This window comes from Oceanobacillus kimchii X50 (assembly GCF_000340475.1).
GTDB classification, from domain to species: domain Bacteria; phylum Bacillota; class Bacilli; order Bacillales; family Amphibacillaceae; genus Oceanobacillus; species Oceanobacillus kimchii.
This window is the reverse complement of sequence record NZ_CM001792.1, coordinates 2,071,301-2,089,125: the sequence shown is the minus strand read 5'-3', so window position 1 is coordinate 2,089,125 and position 17,825 is coordinate 2,071,301. Positions and strand designations below refer to the sequence as shown.

At 34.3% G+C, this 17,825-nt stretch carries 15 protein-coding genes and 1 other annotated feature; of the genes, 11 read left to right on the top strand and 4 right to left on the bottom strand.

Annotation, left to right across the window (positions count from 1 at the left end):
• Window positions 1–152 precede the first annotated feature (152 nt).
• Window positions 153–2,471, top strand: a complete 2,319-nt coding sequence (gene lon, locus C794_RS10995; protein WP_017797187.1) for an endopeptidase La — start codon at window positions 153–155, stop codon at window positions 2,469–2,471.
• A 3-nt stretch (window positions 2,472–2,474) separates the two neighbouring features.
• A complete protein-coding gene (yihA, locus tag C794_RS10990) occupies window positions 2,475–3,062 on the top strand; it encodes a ribosome biogenesis GTP-binding protein YihA/YsxC (protein ID WP_017797186.1) in 588 nt (195 codons plus the stop codon).
• A gap of 478 nt (window positions 3,063–3,540) precedes the next feature.
• Here the strand turns inward: yihA and C794_RS10985 are convergent, their stop codons facing one another.
• A complete protein-coding gene (locus C794_RS10985; protein ID WP_017797185.1) occupies window positions 3,541–4,026 on the bottom strand; it encodes a LiaI-LiaF-like domain-containing protein in 486 nt (161 codons plus the stop codon).
• Between the two features lie 215 nt (window positions 4,027–4,241).
• On the opposite strand from C794_RS10985, the gene hemA reads away from it, so the two are divergent.
• From hemA to ysxE, 8 genes are all read left to right on the top strand, one after another.
• Window positions 4,242–5,615 (top strand): glutamyl-tRNA reductase, encoded by a 1,374-nt coding sequence (gene hemA, locus C794_RS10980; RefSeq protein ID WP_017797184.1) that lies wholly within the window; start codon window positions 4,242–4,244, stop codon window positions 5,613–5,615.
• A 20-nt stretch (window positions 5,616–5,635) separates the two neighbouring features.
• Window positions 5,636–6,451, top strand: a complete 816-nt coding sequence (locus tag C794_RS10975; protein WP_017797183.1) for a cytochrome C assembly family protein — start codon at window positions 5,636–5,638, stop codon at window positions 6,449–6,451.
• Between the two features lie 11 nt (window positions 6,452–6,462).
• On the top strand, window positions 6,463–7,392 hold the full coding sequence (hemC, locus tag C794_RS10970) for a hydroxymethylbilane synthase (RefSeq protein ID WP_017797182.1): 930 nt from the start codon (window positions 6,463–6,465) through the stop codon (window positions 7,390–7,392).
• Window positions 7,392–8,144, top strand: a complete 753-nt coding sequence (locus C794_RS10965) for a uroporphyrinogen-III synthase (RefSeq protein WP_017797181.1) — start codon at window positions 7,392–7,394, stop codon at window positions 8,142–8,144. Before hemC ends, C794_RS10965 begins: the two co-directional genes overlap by 1 nt.
• Window positions 8,145–8,150: 6 nt before the next feature.
• Complete coding sequence (gene hemB / locus C794_RS10960) at window positions 8,151–9,137, top strand: porphobilinogen synthase (RefSeq protein WP_017797180.1); 987 nt, start codon at window positions 8,151–8,153, stop codon at window positions 9,135–9,137.
• 12 nt (window positions 9,138–9,149) lie between these two features.
• Window positions 9,150–10,436, top strand: a complete 1,287-nt coding sequence (gene hemL, locus C794_RS10955) for a glutamate-1-semialdehyde 2,1-aminomutase (protein ID WP_017797179.1) — start codon at window positions 9,150–9,152, stop codon at window positions 10,434–10,436.
• A 144-nt stretch (window positions 10,437–10,580) separates the two neighbouring features.
• Complete coding sequence (gene spoVID / locus C794_RS10950; protein ID WP_017797178.1) at window positions 10,581–11,555, top strand: stage VI sporulation protein D; 975 nt, start codon at window positions 10,581–10,583, stop codon at window positions 11,553–11,555.
• Between the two features lie 72 nt (window positions 11,556–11,627).
• Complete coding sequence (gene ysxE, locus C794_RS10945; RefSeq protein ID WP_017797177.1) at window positions 11,628–12,626, top strand: spore coat protein YsxE; 999 nt, start codon at window positions 11,628–11,630, stop codon at window positions 12,624–12,626.
• Here ysxE and C794_RS10940 read toward each other — a convergent pair.
• The gene (locus tag C794_RS10940) at window positions 12,623–12,811 is read right to left on the bottom strand and encodes a hypothetical protein (protein ID WP_017797176.1); all 189 of its coding nucleotides are present in this window, start codon (window positions 12,809–12,811) and stop codon (window positions 12,623–12,625) included. The two genes, ysxE and C794_RS10940, sit on opposite strands and share 4 nt — an antisense overlap.
• Before the next feature lie 150 nt (window positions 12,812–12,961).
• Window positions 12,962–13,192: a binding site (T-box leader), on the top strand.
• 46 nt (window positions 13,193–13,238) lie between these two features.
• On the opposite strand from C794_RS10940, the gene C794_RS10935 reads away from it, so the two are divergent.
• Window positions 13,239–15,890: a valine--tRNA ligase gene (locus tag C794_RS10935; protein WP_017797175.1), complete on the top strand. Its 2,652-nt coding sequence runs from the start codon at window positions 13,239–13,241 to the stop codon at window positions 15,888–15,890.
• Between the two features lie 186 nt (window positions 15,891–16,076).
• Here C794_RS10935 and C794_RS10930 read toward each other — a convergent pair whose 3' ends face one another.
• Both C794_RS10930 and C794_RS10925 read right to left on the bottom strand, forming a co-directional pair.
• Complete coding sequence (locus C794_RS10930) at window positions 16,077–16,928, bottom strand: ATP-grasp domain-containing protein (protein WP_017797174.1); 852 nt, start codon at window positions 16,926–16,928, stop codon at window positions 16,077–16,079.
• Window positions 16,925–17,815: a RimK family alpha-L-glutamate ligase gene (locus tag C794_RS10925; RefSeq protein ID WP_017797173.1), complete on the bottom strand. Its 891-nt coding sequence runs from the start codon at window positions 17,813–17,815 to the stop codon at window positions 16,925–16,927. Before C794_RS10925 ends, C794_RS10930 begins: the two co-directional genes overlap by 4 nt.
• Between the last annotated feature and the right edge of the window lie 10 nt (window positions 17,816–17,825).

Genomic DNA, 17,825 nt, shown 5'->3' with positions numbered 1-17,825 from the left:
TTATGTTCAATCTGCCTTCTCCGTCTTTTTTTATCAAATACATATGAGAAGCGACTTTGAGACATTCTAACAATAAGCAAAATATCAATAATATTTAAGACAGCTTACATAATGCAGTTTATTTTTTGATACTTAGTGGAGGTACACAATATATGACAACTGAAATTAAACAGATCCCCCTCCTGCCATTACGAGGACTGTTAGTTTTTCCTTCTATGGTTCTACATCTTGATGTGGGACGTGATAAATCAATTGCCTCTATTGAAAGGGCTATGGTAGAAGAAGAATACATATTTTTGGCAGCCCAAAAAAAGGGGAATATTGACGATCCACAACCAGAGGATATATATACGGTTGGTACAGTAGCAAAAGTTAAGCAAATGTTAAAATTACCTAATGGAACGAATCGTGTATTAGTGGAAGGTATGTACCGAGGAGAAATAATACGTCACATTGATATTGATGATGAATATCGAGTAGAAGTTCAGAAATTAGATGAAACGAAAAGTGAAAAAAATGAAATAGAAGCTTTAATGAGAACCTTACTAGACTATTTTAAACAATACGTTAAAGTATCCCGTAAAATTACCGAAGATACATTTGATACTGTAGGTGACATTGAAGAACCAGGTCGACTTGCGGATATAATAACATCTCATATTTCTTTAAAAGTACAAGAAAAACAAAAGCTCTTAGAAACACTTAGTATAAATGAGCGAATCAAAAAATTATTGAAGATTATTTCAAATGAGAAGAAAGTATTAGATATAGAAAAGAAAATAGGGCAAAGAGTAAAATCTTCTATGGAAAAAACACAAAAAGAATACTACCTAAGAGAGCAATTAAAAGCAATTCAAAAAGAATTAGGTGAAAGAGATGGTAAGGCAACAGATTTAGATCAGTTGCATTCTAAGATTGAGAAATCGGACATGCCTGATCATATTCGTAATGTAGCTTTAAAAGAATTGGGTAGATATGAAAAAGTTCCTCAATCATCTGCAGAGAGCTCAGTTATTAGAAATTATATTGAATGGCTTGTAGCTTTACCATGGCAAAACAGAACGAAAGATACTATTAATATAAATAAAGCAGAGAAAGTATTAAATACAGATCATTATGGATTGGATAAGGTTAAAGAACGAATACTGGAATATTTAGCTGTCCAAAAATTAACAAACTCCATAAAAGGGCCAATCCTATGTTTAGTTGGACCACCTGGAGTTGGGAAAACCTCCTTAGCAAATTCAATTTCGAATTCCATCAATAGAAAGTTTGTAAGAGTATCCTTAGGTGGGGTTAGAGATGAAGCGGAAATTCGTGGGCATAGAAGAACTTATATTGGTGCAATGCCAGGTAGAATTATGCAAGGAATGAAAAAAGCAGAAACTATTAACCCTGTTTTTCTTCTTGATGAGATTGATAAAATGTCAAATGATTTTCGTGGGGATCCTTCTTCGGCTATGTTAGAAGTATTAGATCCCGAGCAAAATAATACGTTTAGTGATCACTTTATAGAAGAGACGTATGATTTATCTAATGTTCTTTTTATTGCTACTGCTAATAATGTATCGAGTATCCCTGAACCTTTACTTGATAGAATGGAATTAATCTCAATTGCGGGTTATACGGAAGTGGAAAAACTTCATATTGCAAAGCGACATTTAATTCCAAAGCAGTTAAAAGAAAATGGATTAACAAAAAGCAAATTACAAATGCGGGAATCGGCATTAATGAAACTCATTCGGAGATACACTCGTGAAGCAGGAGTGAGGGGATTAGAAAGACAAATAGCGACATTATGCAGAAAAGCAGCCAAAACACTAATATCGGATACAACGAAAGAGAGAATTATTATTACGGAACATACTATAGAGGATTATTTAGGTAAACCTTATTTCCGATATGGATTAATGGAACAAGAAGATCAAATTGGTGCAGCAACTGGTCTAGCTTATACTTCTGCTGGAGGAGATATACTTTCAATTGAAGTTAGTCATTATCCTGGAAAGGGAAAATTAACACTAACTGGACAATTAGGGGATGTAATGCAAGAATCTGCTCAAGCTGCATTTAGTTATGTACGTTCAAGAACAAGTCATTTTCATATTGAACCTGATTTTTATGAAAAATATGATATTCATATTCACGTTCCAGCTGGAGCCACGCCAAAAGATGGACCATCTGCTGGGATAACAATTGCAACTGCTCTAGTAAGCTCATTAACAGGTAGAGCGATTAAAAAAGAAGTTGGAATGACTGGTGAGATCACTTTACGCGGAAGGGTTCTGCCAATTGGAGGATTAAAAGAAAAAGCATTAAGTGCTCATCGTGCTGGATTAACAACTATTATAATTCCTGAAGAAAATGAAAAGGATATTGAGAACATTCCAGAAAGTGTGCGAAATGATTTAACATTTATACCAGTGAAACATTTAGACGAAGTATTAGAACAAGCGCTCGTGGAGGAATAAAAAATGAAAGTTAATCATGCGGAAATTGTTATTAGTGCGGTAAGTAAAAAGCAGTATCCTGAAGATCATTTACCGGAGATTGCTTTAGCTGGAAGATCTAATGTCGGTAAATCATCATTTATAAATCGGCTAATCAATCGAAAAAATCTTGCTAGAACGTCTTCAAAGCCAGGTAAAACACAGACACTTAATTTTTATCGTATCAATGAGTCATTTTATTTTGTAGACGTACCGGGTTATGGCTATGCCAAAGTATCAAAAAAGGAAAGAGAAAAATGGGGACGTATGATGGAAGAATACTTCCAAACGAGAGATACGTTGAAAGCAGTAGTACTTGTAACTGATTTACGGCATGATCCTACCCAGGATGATATTCAAATGTATGATTTTATTAAATACTATGATCTTCCTGTAATTATTATTGGTACAAAGTTAGATAAGATAACAAAAAACAAGCGTAAAAAACACATTAATAGATCGAAGCAAGTATTAGATATTGATGAAACGGATATATTTATTCCTTTCTCAGCTGAAATAGGAGAAGGTAAGGATGAAGCTTGGTCAGCTTTATCTCAATATCTAAGAGGTTAAATAGCATATGAAAAGTAGTGGATACAATTATTAATTGTATCCACTACTTTTTTAATGAATAGAATTGTCGCAGATTAATTATGATATTATGGTTCTTGTTATCGTACAAATATTAAATCTCAGTTGTAATAAGGACAACATTTTAAAACAGCTCAAGAATGCACAGATAATATTCTGCAAGTAGATAGTAAAGCTGTTGTGTTAATTAGAGCTAGTCGTCTGGCAAGATTACTTTACACTGTTGCTTTATTTAGAGATGGAAAACAATGAATGAACAATTATAAAGAAGAAACAGTTGAAACCAAATACACATAATCTATCTCATTTTAGGAATAGAATAAAAAAGGATATTCAACGTTTCAATATCCTCATGAAAAACGAACAAAAGACTTCCTTAGCCTTAGTTCGGTATTATAAAAAAGTACCAACGAAAGACGGTAACTTTTTAGATAAAAGGTAGTCTTAACATAGGTTTGGTTTAATTTTTTGGTTTCTTCAGCATATAAAAACCTAAAATAATCAGCAATATAGGCCAAAAACGATCTAATATGTTGGTTATTGGATTCATCCAATCAGTATAATATGATAATTGATCGGAAAAAATAAGGAGCAATCCAATAATCACAATGATAATACCGGATAATAATCCTTTTTTTGTTTTAGTATAACGTACGAGTAGTGCTAATCCAATTATTAATGGGAATACTCCCCAATGATCGATCCAGAAATCATAATATTTTACACCATGAAGATGAATCCCGATCCCAAATAGTAATGTTCCAGCAAATAAGTTACTATATGTACGTGTCATGTAACTATGTATGAGGACACCAATACCGATAATCATCAGTAATGTTTGCCACGAATAAAAATCAGTAAAAAAAGGTAATTTTAGTTCTCTAAATAAAAAATATACCCCTATTGCTATACATAAATATGCAAATAAGGAATGTTGCTTTTTCATATTCTATTAGCCTCCAATATTGAGTTGATTCCTTGCTATCCCGGTGCTGTTGTGTTAAAGTACAGTCGAATTGATTCTTTCCAATATATATTAACATATTGTTTCAGATTCTGTTCACATTTTAAAGATTCACGATATAATTTTACATGTTATAATAAGTATTAGGTTATAATAATATTAAAAAAGTCCGATTTAAAGATTTTGGGGGTAGTACTGTGCATATTCTAAAAGTTGGGTTTAATTACAAAACAACCCCTGTTGATATTAGGGAAAAATTTACATTCTCTGAAGAGTCATTGCAAGATGCGATGGTGAAATTGAAAAATCAAAAAAGCATATTAGAAGATGTAATTATCTCTACATGCAATCGTACGGAGATTTACGCGGTTGTAGATCAACTTCATACTGGCAGATATTATATAAAGCAGTTTTTATCTGATTGGTTTGGTATTGAAAAAGAAGAATTCTCTACTTATCTAAGAATTACAGAAGATGATGGAGCAATGGAGCATTTGTTTCGAGTATCTACTGGTTTAGATTCCATGGTACTAGGAGAAACGCAAATTCTTGGCCAAGTGAAACAAGCCTTCTTAAATTCACAACAAGTTAATACTACGGGGACCATCTTTAATGAGCTATTTAAACAAGCTATTACTTTTGGAAAGCGTGCGCATAAGGAAACGGCGATTGGAGAACACGCAGTTTCTATTAGTTATGCAGCAGTGGAATTAGCAAAGAAAATTTTTGGCGATTTGCAAGAAAAACATGTGGCTATTCTGGGCGCAGGAAAAATGGGAGAGTTAGCAGCAAAAAACATCCAAGGTTCTGGTGCTACAAAAATTACTGTAGTAAATCGTACACTTGAAAATGCAGTAGAAATGGCTGAAAAGTTTAATGCAGATGTTGAGAGTATAGATCAACTTCCAATTATCCTTCAACAGGCTGATATTTTAATCAGTTCTACTGGTGCAAATTCAATTGTTGTTACAAAAGAGATGATGGAGAAAGTGCAGAAACAGCGAAAGGGTCGCGCACTTTTTCTTGTTGATATAGCAGTACCACGTGATATGGACCCTGCTATTTCTGATCTTGAAAATGTATTTTTATATGATATTGATAATTTACAGCATATTGTTGATGACAACCTTGAGACTAGAAAGCAGGCCGCTGAAAAAATTGAAATGTTAATTGAAGAAGAAATTGTTACGTTCAAGGAATGGTTAAAAACATTAGGAGTAATTCCTGTTATATCAGCATTAAGACAAAAAGCATTAACCATTCAATCAGAAACAATGCAAAGTATAGAACGTAAAATACCGAACCTTACTGATAGAGAAAGAAAGGTATTAAATAAGCATACGAAAAGTATTATTAATCAACTTTTAAAAGAACCTGTTACACAGGCGAAAGAGTTTGCAGGTAAAGACAACGCAGAAGAATCTTTACAATTATTTATAGATATATTCGGCATTGAAGACGAAGTTAAGGAAGAATTAGTTAAACAAGCAAAAAAAAATGAAACTTTAATGAAGATTGCTAAAGAAGAATCGTCTTCTTTTCCAATGATTGAAAAGATTACAACAGCCTGATCGAAAGAAAGGATACCGAGATGGTTGAAATGAAATGGCTATACGAATTATTGTTACTGCTATATAGCTTTAGTCTTATTGGATTTATGATTGATTTTATTCATACGAACCGGAAAGCGGTACGAATTGCTTTCTGGTTGCTTTCAATGGTTTGGGTTATTCAAACCGTTTTTTTCTTTTATCATGTTTTTGATGAGAAGGCGTTTCCGGTAGCTACAGTTATAGATGGTTTATATTTTTACTCATGGATATTGATTGGTTTATCTTTGGTGATTTATCTGTTATATTCTATTCGTTCTATTGTTCTATTTATTAACGGATTTGCTTATATACTAATGCTAATGTATATGACCGCTCATGCTGACACACAATTTCCAGGTGGAACAATTCAGTTTGCACAAGAAATGTTGATAGCTCATATAACATTGGCACTGATTTCATATAGTCTATTTACGATTGGATTCTTTCTATCGTGTATGTATTATATACAGTATGACCTACTTAAAAAAAAGCAGGGCTATCAGTGGATGTCTCGATTTGGTGATCTTCAAACACTAGATAAACTAACCTTTAAAATAAATCGTATTGGAGTACCCGTATTGTTAATTGCTATAATATTAGGGATTGTATGGGCTTATGTTTCTAATTGGCCATTCATATGGTTTGATATGAAAACAATCGGCTCCTTTGTCGTTTTAGTTATGTATATAATCTTTTTGTTTATGCGGGTTTTAGGCTATCGAGGAAAGGGCATAGCTTTGTATAATATTGTTTCGTTTTTGGTATTATTAATTAATTTTTTCCTATCCAGTACGTTATCAAACTTTCATTACTAGGAGGATCTTAGATGAGGAAAATTATTGTTGGCACAAGAAAAAGTAATCTTGCTTTAACTCAAACAGAATGGGTTATTGATCAGTTGAAAAAAGCTGGCGTAAAAAATGAATTTGAAATAAAGAAGATTGTTACAAAAGGAGATAGGATTCTAGATGTAACTTTATCTAAGGTTGGTGGTAAAGGTCTATTTGTTAAAGAAATAGAAAAAGCAATGTATGATAAAGAAATTGATTTTGCAGTACATAGTATGAAAGACATGCCAGCTGCAATACCAGAAGGACTTACAATATCATCCATTCCTAAACGTGAAGACCATCGTGATGCCTATCTTGCAAAAGACAATATTCTCTTGCAAGACCTTCCTGAAGGTGCCACTGTAGGTACAAGTAGTTTACGTCGTGGAGCACAGATTTTAGCAGAGCGTCCTGATTTAACTATAAAATGGATTAGAGGAAATATTGAAACTCGAATCCGTAAACTTCAAGAAGAAGATTATGATGCAATTATTCTTGCAGTTTCTGGATTGAAACGAGTAGGACTAAGTGAAGAATTAATTACAGAATACTTGGAACCAGAGGTGTGTGTTCCTGCGGTAGGACAAGGTGCACTAGCAATTGAAAGTAGAGAAGATGACAAAGAACTTACAAATATTGTTAAAAAAATTCACGATGCTTATACAGCGAAGACTGTAAGTGCAGAAAGAACGTTTCTTCATTTACTAGAAGGCGGATGCCAAGTTCCAATTGGAGGTTACGCGTATTTAGACGGGGATGAGATAGTGTTAACTGCCTTAGTAGGAACACCAGATGGAACAACAATCTTAAAAGAGACAGTTCGGGGTACAGAACCTACTGAAGTTGGTAAAGAAGCGGCAGAATTATTAATAAATCAAGGTGCAAAAGAAATCGTTGATCGGGTAAAAGAGGAGATGGATCAGTAATGAGTCACTCTCTTCGAGGAAAGAGTGTTTTGATTACTAGAGAAGAACAACAAGCAGAAGTTTTTGCTAAACAGATTGAAAGTTTCGGTGGTAAGCCAATGGTTGTTCCACTTTTGTCTATACAATATAAAAGTGATGTAAAAAGTCCGATTTGGATGCAATTAAAAAAATATCGTTGGATTTTTTTTACTAGTTCAAATGGAGTTCACGGTTTTTTTCATTATCTACATCATTTGGGTATTAAATTTCCGTCCGATATAAAAGTTGGTATTGTAGGATCAAAAACGAAACTCGCTTTAAATGAATACGGATTGAAACCAGATTTTATTCCTTCTATATTTGATGCAGAAACAATGGCAAAAGAGTTTATAGAAAATGATCATAGAGAACAACCAATATTAATTGTCAGAGGAAATCTTTCCAGAGAGATTATTCCAAATGAATTTTCTTATCATAATATTTCCTTTGATACAATCGACGTTTATGAAACTACGTATCGTTATGAAGCAAAGCATGAATTAGAGAAGACAATTAAGAATGTAGACTTTGTTACACTAACAAGTCCTTCAACAGTAATGGCATTGATGGAGCTAGTTGAAGATATACCATCTTCATGTGATTATATTTGTATTGGAACAACTACAGAAGCGAAAGCAGAAAAATTAAAATTACCAAATCGTCATGTTCCTAGTGAATTTACTACGGATGCAATGATAGAAGTTATGATTGATTTGGTTGAGGAAAGGGTGTAACTTGATATGGAACAACTATTATCATTTAAACGGCATCGTCGTTTACGTTCATCTACGTCTATGCGTTCATTAGTACGAGAAACTCACTTAAGACCTACTGATTTTATTTATCCTATATTTGTTATTGAAGGTTCAAACATAAAAAATGAAATACCTTCAATGCCAGGAATTTATCAGTTATCCTTTGATCATTTATTAGAAGAAGTTAACGAAGCATATGAATTAGGTATACGTTCAATTATCTTGTTTGGTGTAGTATCTGATAAAGATGAGATAGGTTCGGAAGCATTTCATGATCATGGGATTATCCAAGAGGCTACACGTATGATTAAGAAAGATTTTCCAGATATATTAGTTGTAGCAGATACTTGTTTATGTGAGTACACTTCTCATGGTCACTGTGGCGTGATACAGAACCAAGATGTGGATAATGATGCTTCATTAGAATTATTAGCTAAAACCGCTGTCTCACAGGCTAAAGCTGGTGCGGATATTATTGCACCATCTAATATGATGGATGGATTTGTGGTCGTAATTCGTCAAGCTTTAGATGAAGCAGGGTTTAGTCATATTCCAATCATGTCGTATGCAGTTAAATATGCTTCTGCATTTTATGGTCCATTTAGAGACGCTGCTGATAGTACTCCTCAGTTTGGAGATCGTAAAACGTATCAAATGGATCCTGCAAATCGCTTAGAAGCTATTCGCGAGGCAAGTTCGGATGTAGAAGAAGGCGCTGATTTGTTAATAGTGAAGCCTGCGATGTCTTATCTTGATATTGTTCGTGAGGTTCGTAATAACTTTGATGTGCCAGTAGTAGCATACAATGTTAGTGGGGAATACTCCATGGTAAAAGCTGCTGCACAAAATGGATGGATTGATGAAAAAGCATTAGTAATGGAGAAACTTACATCAATGAAGCGAGCAGGATCTGATTTAATTATTTCGTATTTTGCTAAAGATGTTGCAAAATGGTTACAGGAATCAAATTAAGGAGGTATTATAATGTCACTCAATCACTCAATTGATGCGTATGAAGAAGCTGTTGATTTAATGCCAGGTGGGGTTAACTCACCAGTAAGAGCATTTAAATCTGTTGGTATGAACCCTGTTTTTATGAAAGAAGGAAAGGGTTCTAAAATAGTAGATATTGATAACAATGAATATATTGACTATGTTTTAAGCTGGGGACCACTAATTCTTGGTCACTCTGATGAGCGTGTAGTTAAAAAGCTTCAAGATATTACTGCTAAAGGAACAAGTTTTGGGGCGCCAACACTATTAGAGAATGATTTAGCTAAACTAGTAATTGATCGTGTTCCTTCAATTGAAATGGTTCGAATGGTCAACTCAGGTACAGAAGCAACGATGAGTGCTATTCGATTGGCTCGAGGATACACGAGTAGAGATTTAATCATAAAGTTTGAAGGGAGTTATCATGGTCATGGAGACTCCCTGCTTATAAAAGCAGGATCAGGTGTGGCAACTCTTGGATTACCTGATAGCCCTGGAGTACCTGAAAATATTGCAAAGAATACTATTACTGTACCTTACAATGATACAGATAGTTTAAAATTAGCTTTTGAACATTATGGTGATCGTATTGCAGCGGTAATTATGGAGCCGGTATGTGGAAATATGGGAGTAGTTCCACCGAAAGATGGTTTCTTACAAGATGTTCGTGATATTACTGAAGAAAATGGTTCTTTATTAATTTTTGATGAAGTAATGACTGGATTTAGAGTTGGTTATCATAGTGCACAAGGTCATTATGAAGTGATACCTGATTTAACTTGTTTAGGAAAAGTAATCGGTGGTGGATTACCAGTTGGAGCTTATGGTGGTAAGCGCGAAATTATGGAACAGATTGCTCCTACAGGTCCTATATACCAAGCTGGTACACTATCAGGGAACCCATTAGCTATGACAGCAGGATATGAGACATTATCTGCTTTATCAAAAGAGTCCTATGAAGATATCAATAATAAAGTGGATAAGTTAGTGAAAGGTTTTAAAGAAGCTGCAGAGAAGTTTGATATCTCAATCCACATTAATCGAGCAGGTTCAATGGTTGGAGTATTTTTCACGGATGAAGAAGTAATTAACTTTGAGACAGCACAAACCTCAAATCTTGATTACTTTGCACAGTATTATCGTTCGATGGTTAATGAAGGCATTTTCTTGCCACCTTCTCAGTTTGAAGGGTTATTCCTCTCCACTGCTCATACTGATGAGGATATAGAAAAAACTATTAAAGCTATTCATAAAGCTTTTCAACAAATAGAAAAATAAAAATCCATATTAATTTACAAAGCAATGTATTATGAGGCGAGAACTTCATATTACATTGCTTTTTTTGCATATCCTTGTTGATGAACACATATAAATGATAAAGAAAAAGTGGCATAGGAAGCTATGTGAAGGGAGGAATAAGATTTGTCGACTGATTCCAATGCTTTTACATTTGAATTAGAAGAATCCTTGTTCTTTGAAAAAGGACAGGAAGTGGAGGAAATCAGAGGAATATCTTTGGAACCAGAGATATCTATTCATGCTTATGAAGACTATATTTTAATTCGTGGTGCGATTGAACTGCAAGGTGAATATCAAAAAGTTCCTTATACAGAAATAGAAGAAGAAACATTAGATTTTGATCAAATTCAATCCAAACGCTATGTAGAAAAAATTGAGGAAATAAACGGATTATATTTATTTTCTCACACTTTTCCAGTAGAAATTTCTGTCCCGCCATATCGAGTAGCTAATCTTGATGATGTGACGGTTCAAATTGAGTCATTTGACTATGAATTATTGGAAGAAGATCAATTAAAAGTATATGCTTCTATAGATATTAAAGGTATACAACAAGATAATAATTTAGAAGCAGAATCAGCCAGGGAAGACTCAGAAGAAGAGGATTCGTTTTCTTTTGAAATAGAACATCCAATCCAAGAAGATGCAACAGTAAATCTAGAGAGAACAGTGGAAAATAAAGATGAAAATGAACATTCAAATGATGATGACCCTGATCGATGGAAGGTCAAGTCACAACCGCTATCAGAGTACTTTCAAAGTATCTCGGAAGTAGAAGCATCACCGGAAGAAGAAGAAGATGATGAGTATGTAGAAGAAACTGATTATGAAGTTAATGATGATCAGGAAGAGAAAGTTCTTGATATTCTCGATAATGAAGAGAGTCCGGAAGATGTAACCTATTTGTCTGATATATTCCGTAATGCAGAAGAAGAACAGTATACAAAAATGCGTCTTTGTATTGTTCAAGAGGATGATACAATAGAAACCATTGCACAGAGGTTTGCTATTAGTCCTTTACAATTAATCAAACATAATCAATTAGAGTCAGATTTTGAAGTGAATCAAGGTCAATTACTGTATATCCCTCCAAAATAAGGAGGTCCTGCGCAAACAAGTTTTGCGTAGGTATACATAAAAAGTCAAGTGTATCGTAAGGGGGGATGATAGGTGGAGATACTAAAAGAAGTACTCGGACATTACAGCATTTATCCTTTAGAAATCGAAAAAGTTTCAAGTCGACTTTTTCGAGTACATGATGGAATGCGGGACTACGCTCTAAAGCGAAGCTATCTTAATGAAAATACCATCGAATCATGGGTTAGTATTTATCATGTTGCTAGCGAAAAAAATATCTCTGAAATCCTACCTGTTTATGTAACGAAAGACGGTTCACTTTATCAAAAACATGAACATTTTTATTATTATTTAACTCCATGGGTTGATATTCCTAGAAACATGGATATTAATTATCAGATCGAGAGTACAATGCAAACACTAGCCTTAATCCACAAAAAAACGAAGCAAACAGAACGCATTCAGATCGATAAAATGAAAAAGGACTTTGAAGGATTCCAATCATTTTGTAGAAATATTCCAGATAGTCTGAAAGAAAATATTGTTCACTTTGAAAGCAGAAGATACATGTCACCTTTTGAATTAATTGCATGTTCTCAGTATAAAGGTGTCGTACACGCTTCTGAGTTACTTCAAAACAAAATGAATGCTATATTTGAACTGGAAGAAGAGAGTGTTTCTTGGTCAAAAAGTTTATGTCATGGAAAATTAGAACCATCACATTGCAGGGGTGGATATTTATTGAATTGGGAAGAAGCAAGTTTTGACCATCCTTCTAGTGATATTGCTAACTATTTTCAACATATTACTGGACATTATGACCAACCAATTGAAGAAATGCAGCAAGCTTTTAAGTTATATCGTAAAACGAATCATCTTACAGTAAAAGAAATGCATTTGTTAACTATAAATTTATTAAATCCCGCTCATTATATACGTGTTGTTCAAAATTATACAGAGCAAAGAACTAAAAAATCCATGTTGGAACAAACGAGAGAACTTCAACAACACTTTAGACGATTACAATTTGGTATGAAATGGGTCGATTTTATACAAGAAGAGTACGAAACGATAAATGTTGATACAAATTAAATCCATTCAAGATAAAAGGCAATTACTAATCCAATTAATAAACCAGTTAAAAGTATATCAAACGTAGTTGGAATCAGTAATGTTCGAACAAGTTGGAATACCATAATGGGTGTTACGGATACTTCAATAATAATAATACACTTTCGTGCCCAAGGCGGAAGTCGAAAACGGTAGAACCTTGCCATAACAAAAAACCTCCTAAAATTATATGAATTGTACCCACCTTTTGGTGGTCTAAAGTATACTATGTATAAATAAGCTTGTTTCGTGCCTATAATAAATAAGAGTTGACGCTACTAGAACTTCCATATAAAATAAAAATACGAATAAGCAAAATAAATGCGAAGATAGGGAGTAGTAAAGAATTAACACTTATAGAGAGGGAAATCTTGAGCTGGAAATTTCCTAAGTACATTGTTCTTGAAGTCGTCCTTGATGCAGTTTCTCTGAAAAAATCAGTAAGAGAGACCGGTATATTGACCGTTATCCAAACATGAGTGTACAAACAGTGACTGGTTTGTAAACAAAGGTGGTACCACGGAAATTATACCCTTTTCGTCCTTTTTTAAGGATGAAAAGGGTTTTTTTGCTTTATTAAAAGGAGGTTTCTAAATGGAACAGGACAAAGGGAACAAGCAATCACTTCCTCCAAAGTATAATCCTAAGGAAGTAGAACAAGGACGCTATCAATTTTGGTTAGATGGAAAGTTTTTTGAAGCAACTGGAGATCCTGATAAGGAGCCATATTCAATCGTTATTCCACCTCCAAATGTAACTGGGCGTTTACATTTAGGGCATGCATGGGATACGTCAATGCAAGATACGATTACACGAATGAAGCGTATGCAAGGATATGATGTATTATGGCTTCCTGGAATGGACCATGCTGGAATTGCCACTCAAGCAAAAGTTGAGGCAAGATTAAAAGAATCAGGCACGAATCGTTATGAATTAGGTCGTGAGAAATTTTTAGAAAAAGCATGGGAATGGAAAGAAGAATACGCTAGTTTTATTCGTTCACAATGGGAAAAACTTGGGCTAGGTCTAGATTACTCAAGAGAACGTTTTACATTAGATAAGGGATTGTCTGATGCGGTTCGAGAAGTGTTTGTTAAGTTATATGAGAAAGGGCTCATTTATCGTGGTGAATATATAATTAACTGGGATCCGTCCACGAAGACAGCTCTATCGGATATTGAAGTAATTTACGAAGAAGTTCAAGGAAAGTTTTATCATATGCGCTACCCAATTAAAGGTAGTGATGAAACTATTGAAATTGCTACAACACGCCCAGAAACGATGCTAGGAGATACAGCAGTTGCTGTTCATCCGAAAGATGAGCGGTATCAGCATCTAATCGGTAAGACAGTTATTTTGCCTATCGTCGGAAGAGAAATAGAAATTGTAGCAGACGATTATGTTGATATGGAACTTGGTTCTGGTGCAGTAAAAATAACACCTGCACATGATCCGAATGATTTTGAAATAGGTAACAGACATCAATTAGAACGTATTCTAGTGATGAATGAAGATGGATCTATGAATGAAAATGCTGGGAAATATCAAGGATTAGATCGTTTTGAATGTCGTAAACAAATCGTAAATGATCTTCAGGAACAAGAAGTATTGTTCGAAATTGAAGAGCGTTCCCATCAGGTAGGCCATTCTGAACGTAGTGGAGCAGTAGTTGAACCTTATCTTTCAACACAGTGGTTTGTTAAAATGGATCCATTATCAAAATCAGCATTAGATATGCAAGCAGATGCCCATCAAAAAGTAAACTTTGTTCCGGATAGATTTGAACGGACTTATTTTAATTGGATGGATAATATTCGCGATTGGTGTATTTCTCGTCAATTATGGTGGGGACATCGAATTCCAGCTTGGTATCATAAAGAAACAAACGAAATATATGTAGGTAAAGAGGCACCGGCAGATATTGAAAATTGGGAACAAGACGAAGATGTGTTAGATACATGGTTCTCATCTGCGTTATGGCCATTTTCAACGATGGGATGGCCAAATGAAGATTCTGCTGATTTAAAACGTTACTTCCCTACGAATGTATTAGTAACAGGTTATGACATTATTTTCTTCTGGGTAGCGAGAATGATTTTCCAATCCAAAGAATTCATGGATGAAAAACCATTTGAAGATACGTTATTACACGGACTTATTCGTGATGCAGATGGGAGAAAAATGAGTAAGTCGCTTGGAAATGGAGTAGACCCGATGGATGTAATTGAGAAGTACGGAGCAGATTCGTTACGTTATTTCTTAATGACAGGGTCAACACCAGGGCAAGATTTACGTTTCCACTGGGAAAAAGTTGAGTCTACATGGAACTTTGCAAATAAAGTATGGAATGCATCACGTTTTTCTATCATGAACTTGGAAGGCTTCACTTATGAAGATATTGATTTAACGGGAAATCTATCTCTCCCAGATCGATGGATTCTAGCAAGATTGAATGAAACCATTGAACAAGTTACAAGAAACTCAAACAAGTATGAATTTGGCGAAGCTGGTCGACATTTATACAACTTTATTTGGGATGAATTTTGTGATTGGTATATAGAAATGGCAAAATTATCACTCTACGGAGAAGATGAAGACAAGAAAAAGACAACTCGTTCTGTTCTTGCTCACGTGCTTGATCAAACGATGCGTATGTTGCATCCGTTTATGCCTTTTATTACAGAAGAAATCTGGCAACAGTTGCCTCATGAGGGACCGTCGATTACAGTTAGTAAGTGGCCAGAGGTTAATGCTGAATTTGAGGATTCTCAAGCAGTACAAGAGATGCAACGCTTAGTATCCATTATTCGTTCGGTACGTAATAGTCGTGCAGAAGTAGATACTCCAATGTCGAAGCAAATTAAAATGCTTATAAAAACAGAAAATGAACTATTAACTACGGAGTTGGAGAAAAATAGAGATTATTTAGAGCGTTTTTGCAATCTGAGTGAATTGTCTATATCCACAGATATAGAAGCTCCCGATAAAGCAATGACCTCAGTAGTAACAGGAGCAGAAATATTCCTTCCGCTAGAAGGACTAATTGATTTTGAGAAAGAAATTAAACGATTAGAAAATGAGCTTATAAAATGGACGAAAGAAGTGGAACGAGTACAGAAAAAACTATCTAACCAAGGTTTTGTAAGTAAAGCACCAGAAGCCGTGGTAGAAGAAGAAAAACGAAAAGAGAAAGATTATTTAGATAAACAAGCAAAAGTGAAGACACGTTTATCTGAACTGAAATAGTAAGATATCGGCGCAAGCGCAGTACGTATATCGTTTAGTTATCCACAGCACAGAAATTTATGCGATGAAAAAACAATGGAGAAGAGCATTTACGGATGTTCTTTTCCATTGTTATATATAAAGATATAGTGAAGCTGAAATGAGAAATTTACCAAAAAGACATTATTCTCGATAAAAAGAAAAACGTTAAATAGATGATTTAATATGTTTGATGTAAAGTTCGAGTAAATTTATATTGCTCACTTTACTCCACGTACGTGAACCAACAACATCTTCAATTTCATTGAATAGTATTTCTCCTTTTGTGGATAGAAGAAAATCAATTCCTACCATATCAAAATGAAATTCATCTATAATTTTCTGTATGAGCGCTCGTTGATGAGAAGTTAATGTATACATGGAGACAGTTCCTCCTAACGTATAATTAGCCCGGAAGTCGGTATTGCTTTCTCGTAATACAGCTCCTATAATCTGTTTTCCAATTACAAATACTCGTATATCTTTTCCAAACTGAATATCTTCAGTGGACTGAAGTATGATATCCGATTGACAGTTTAGTTTGTATGTATTCCACTCTTTCATATGATGAATTAGAGTAACTTGCTTCCCGCCTTTCCCATTTACTACTTTGCTAATGAATGGAAATTCAAGTGGTGGATTGTGTGGAAGAAGTCCGTTTGAATAATAATATGTATCTGGCATAGGAACTCCAGTTTGAATTATAGCATCATGCGTATAGCCTTTATGATTAAAAGTCTCCGAGATAGTTGATGAATTGAATACGCTGATTCCTTTTCTCTCTAAATGTCTGCTTAATAATGGATCCATATATCGGACAACAGCGAAATCCGGTTTGGATATATGTTTATTGTCATAATAAAGAATAGGTTGATTTCTATTAATTCCAATCGTTAATTGTTCACGAATAATTAATTGTAAGGAAAGACCTTGTTTTGTTGCCTCTAGTTGAAACCATTCAATATAGCTTGCATTTTTTATTGCATCTTTTTCTGAGTATATTATCCACCCTGCACTCATTTTATTTTCCTTTCGATATAGGTTATCATTTCATCCGCTATATTGACACCAGTACATTCTGTCAAATTTCTAATATGTGCATTGGCGTTAATTTCACATACCAAGTAAGAATCATCTGGACCAAATAATAAGTCTACTCCAGCAAAATCAGCATTAATAGCTCGTGCAGCAGCGATAGCAATATTAATAGACTTTGGATCAGGATTAAATGGCTTCATATTCCCACCATTGGTAATATTTGCTCTGAAATCTTGATTATTATTCCGCTCCATCGCTGCAATGACTTTATCTCCAACAACTTGTAATCGAATATCTCTTCCATGGCTACTGGAAATAAAAGTTTGAAATAAAAATGGCTTTCCTTGTAATTGATTCGTCAATTCTTTAAGTTCTTCAAAATCATACACGAGGTAAACTTGTTCACCAAAAGAGCCGAACGCTTCTTTAACCACTAGCGGTATACCTAGTTTGTGAATAATTGACTGTAAATAATCATCAGAAAGTATCCCTGTTGTGTAGATTTTAGGAGCGATTATTGTATGTGGAATAGGTATTCCTGTATCAGAGAGTTTTTGGTACGTTTGTATCTTATCATCACTCATCTCAATCGTAGAAGAATTATTGAAAACAGGAATACCAAGTTGTTCTAGATATTTTGCCAAATAGATATCTTTATCAATAAAGAATACAAAATCAGGTAATGTATATGTTTGATTATGTAATCCAAGCGGTTGTTTATCGGACAAATCAAGTATAAGATTATTGTTTTTAATAATACTGATATCCATATGTTGTTTTTGTGCGGCCGCTTGTATCATTTTTGCATAGTCGATGAATTTATCAGTTATTAGATTACCATTGACAATAATCCATCCAGTCTTTTTCATTAAATGAATC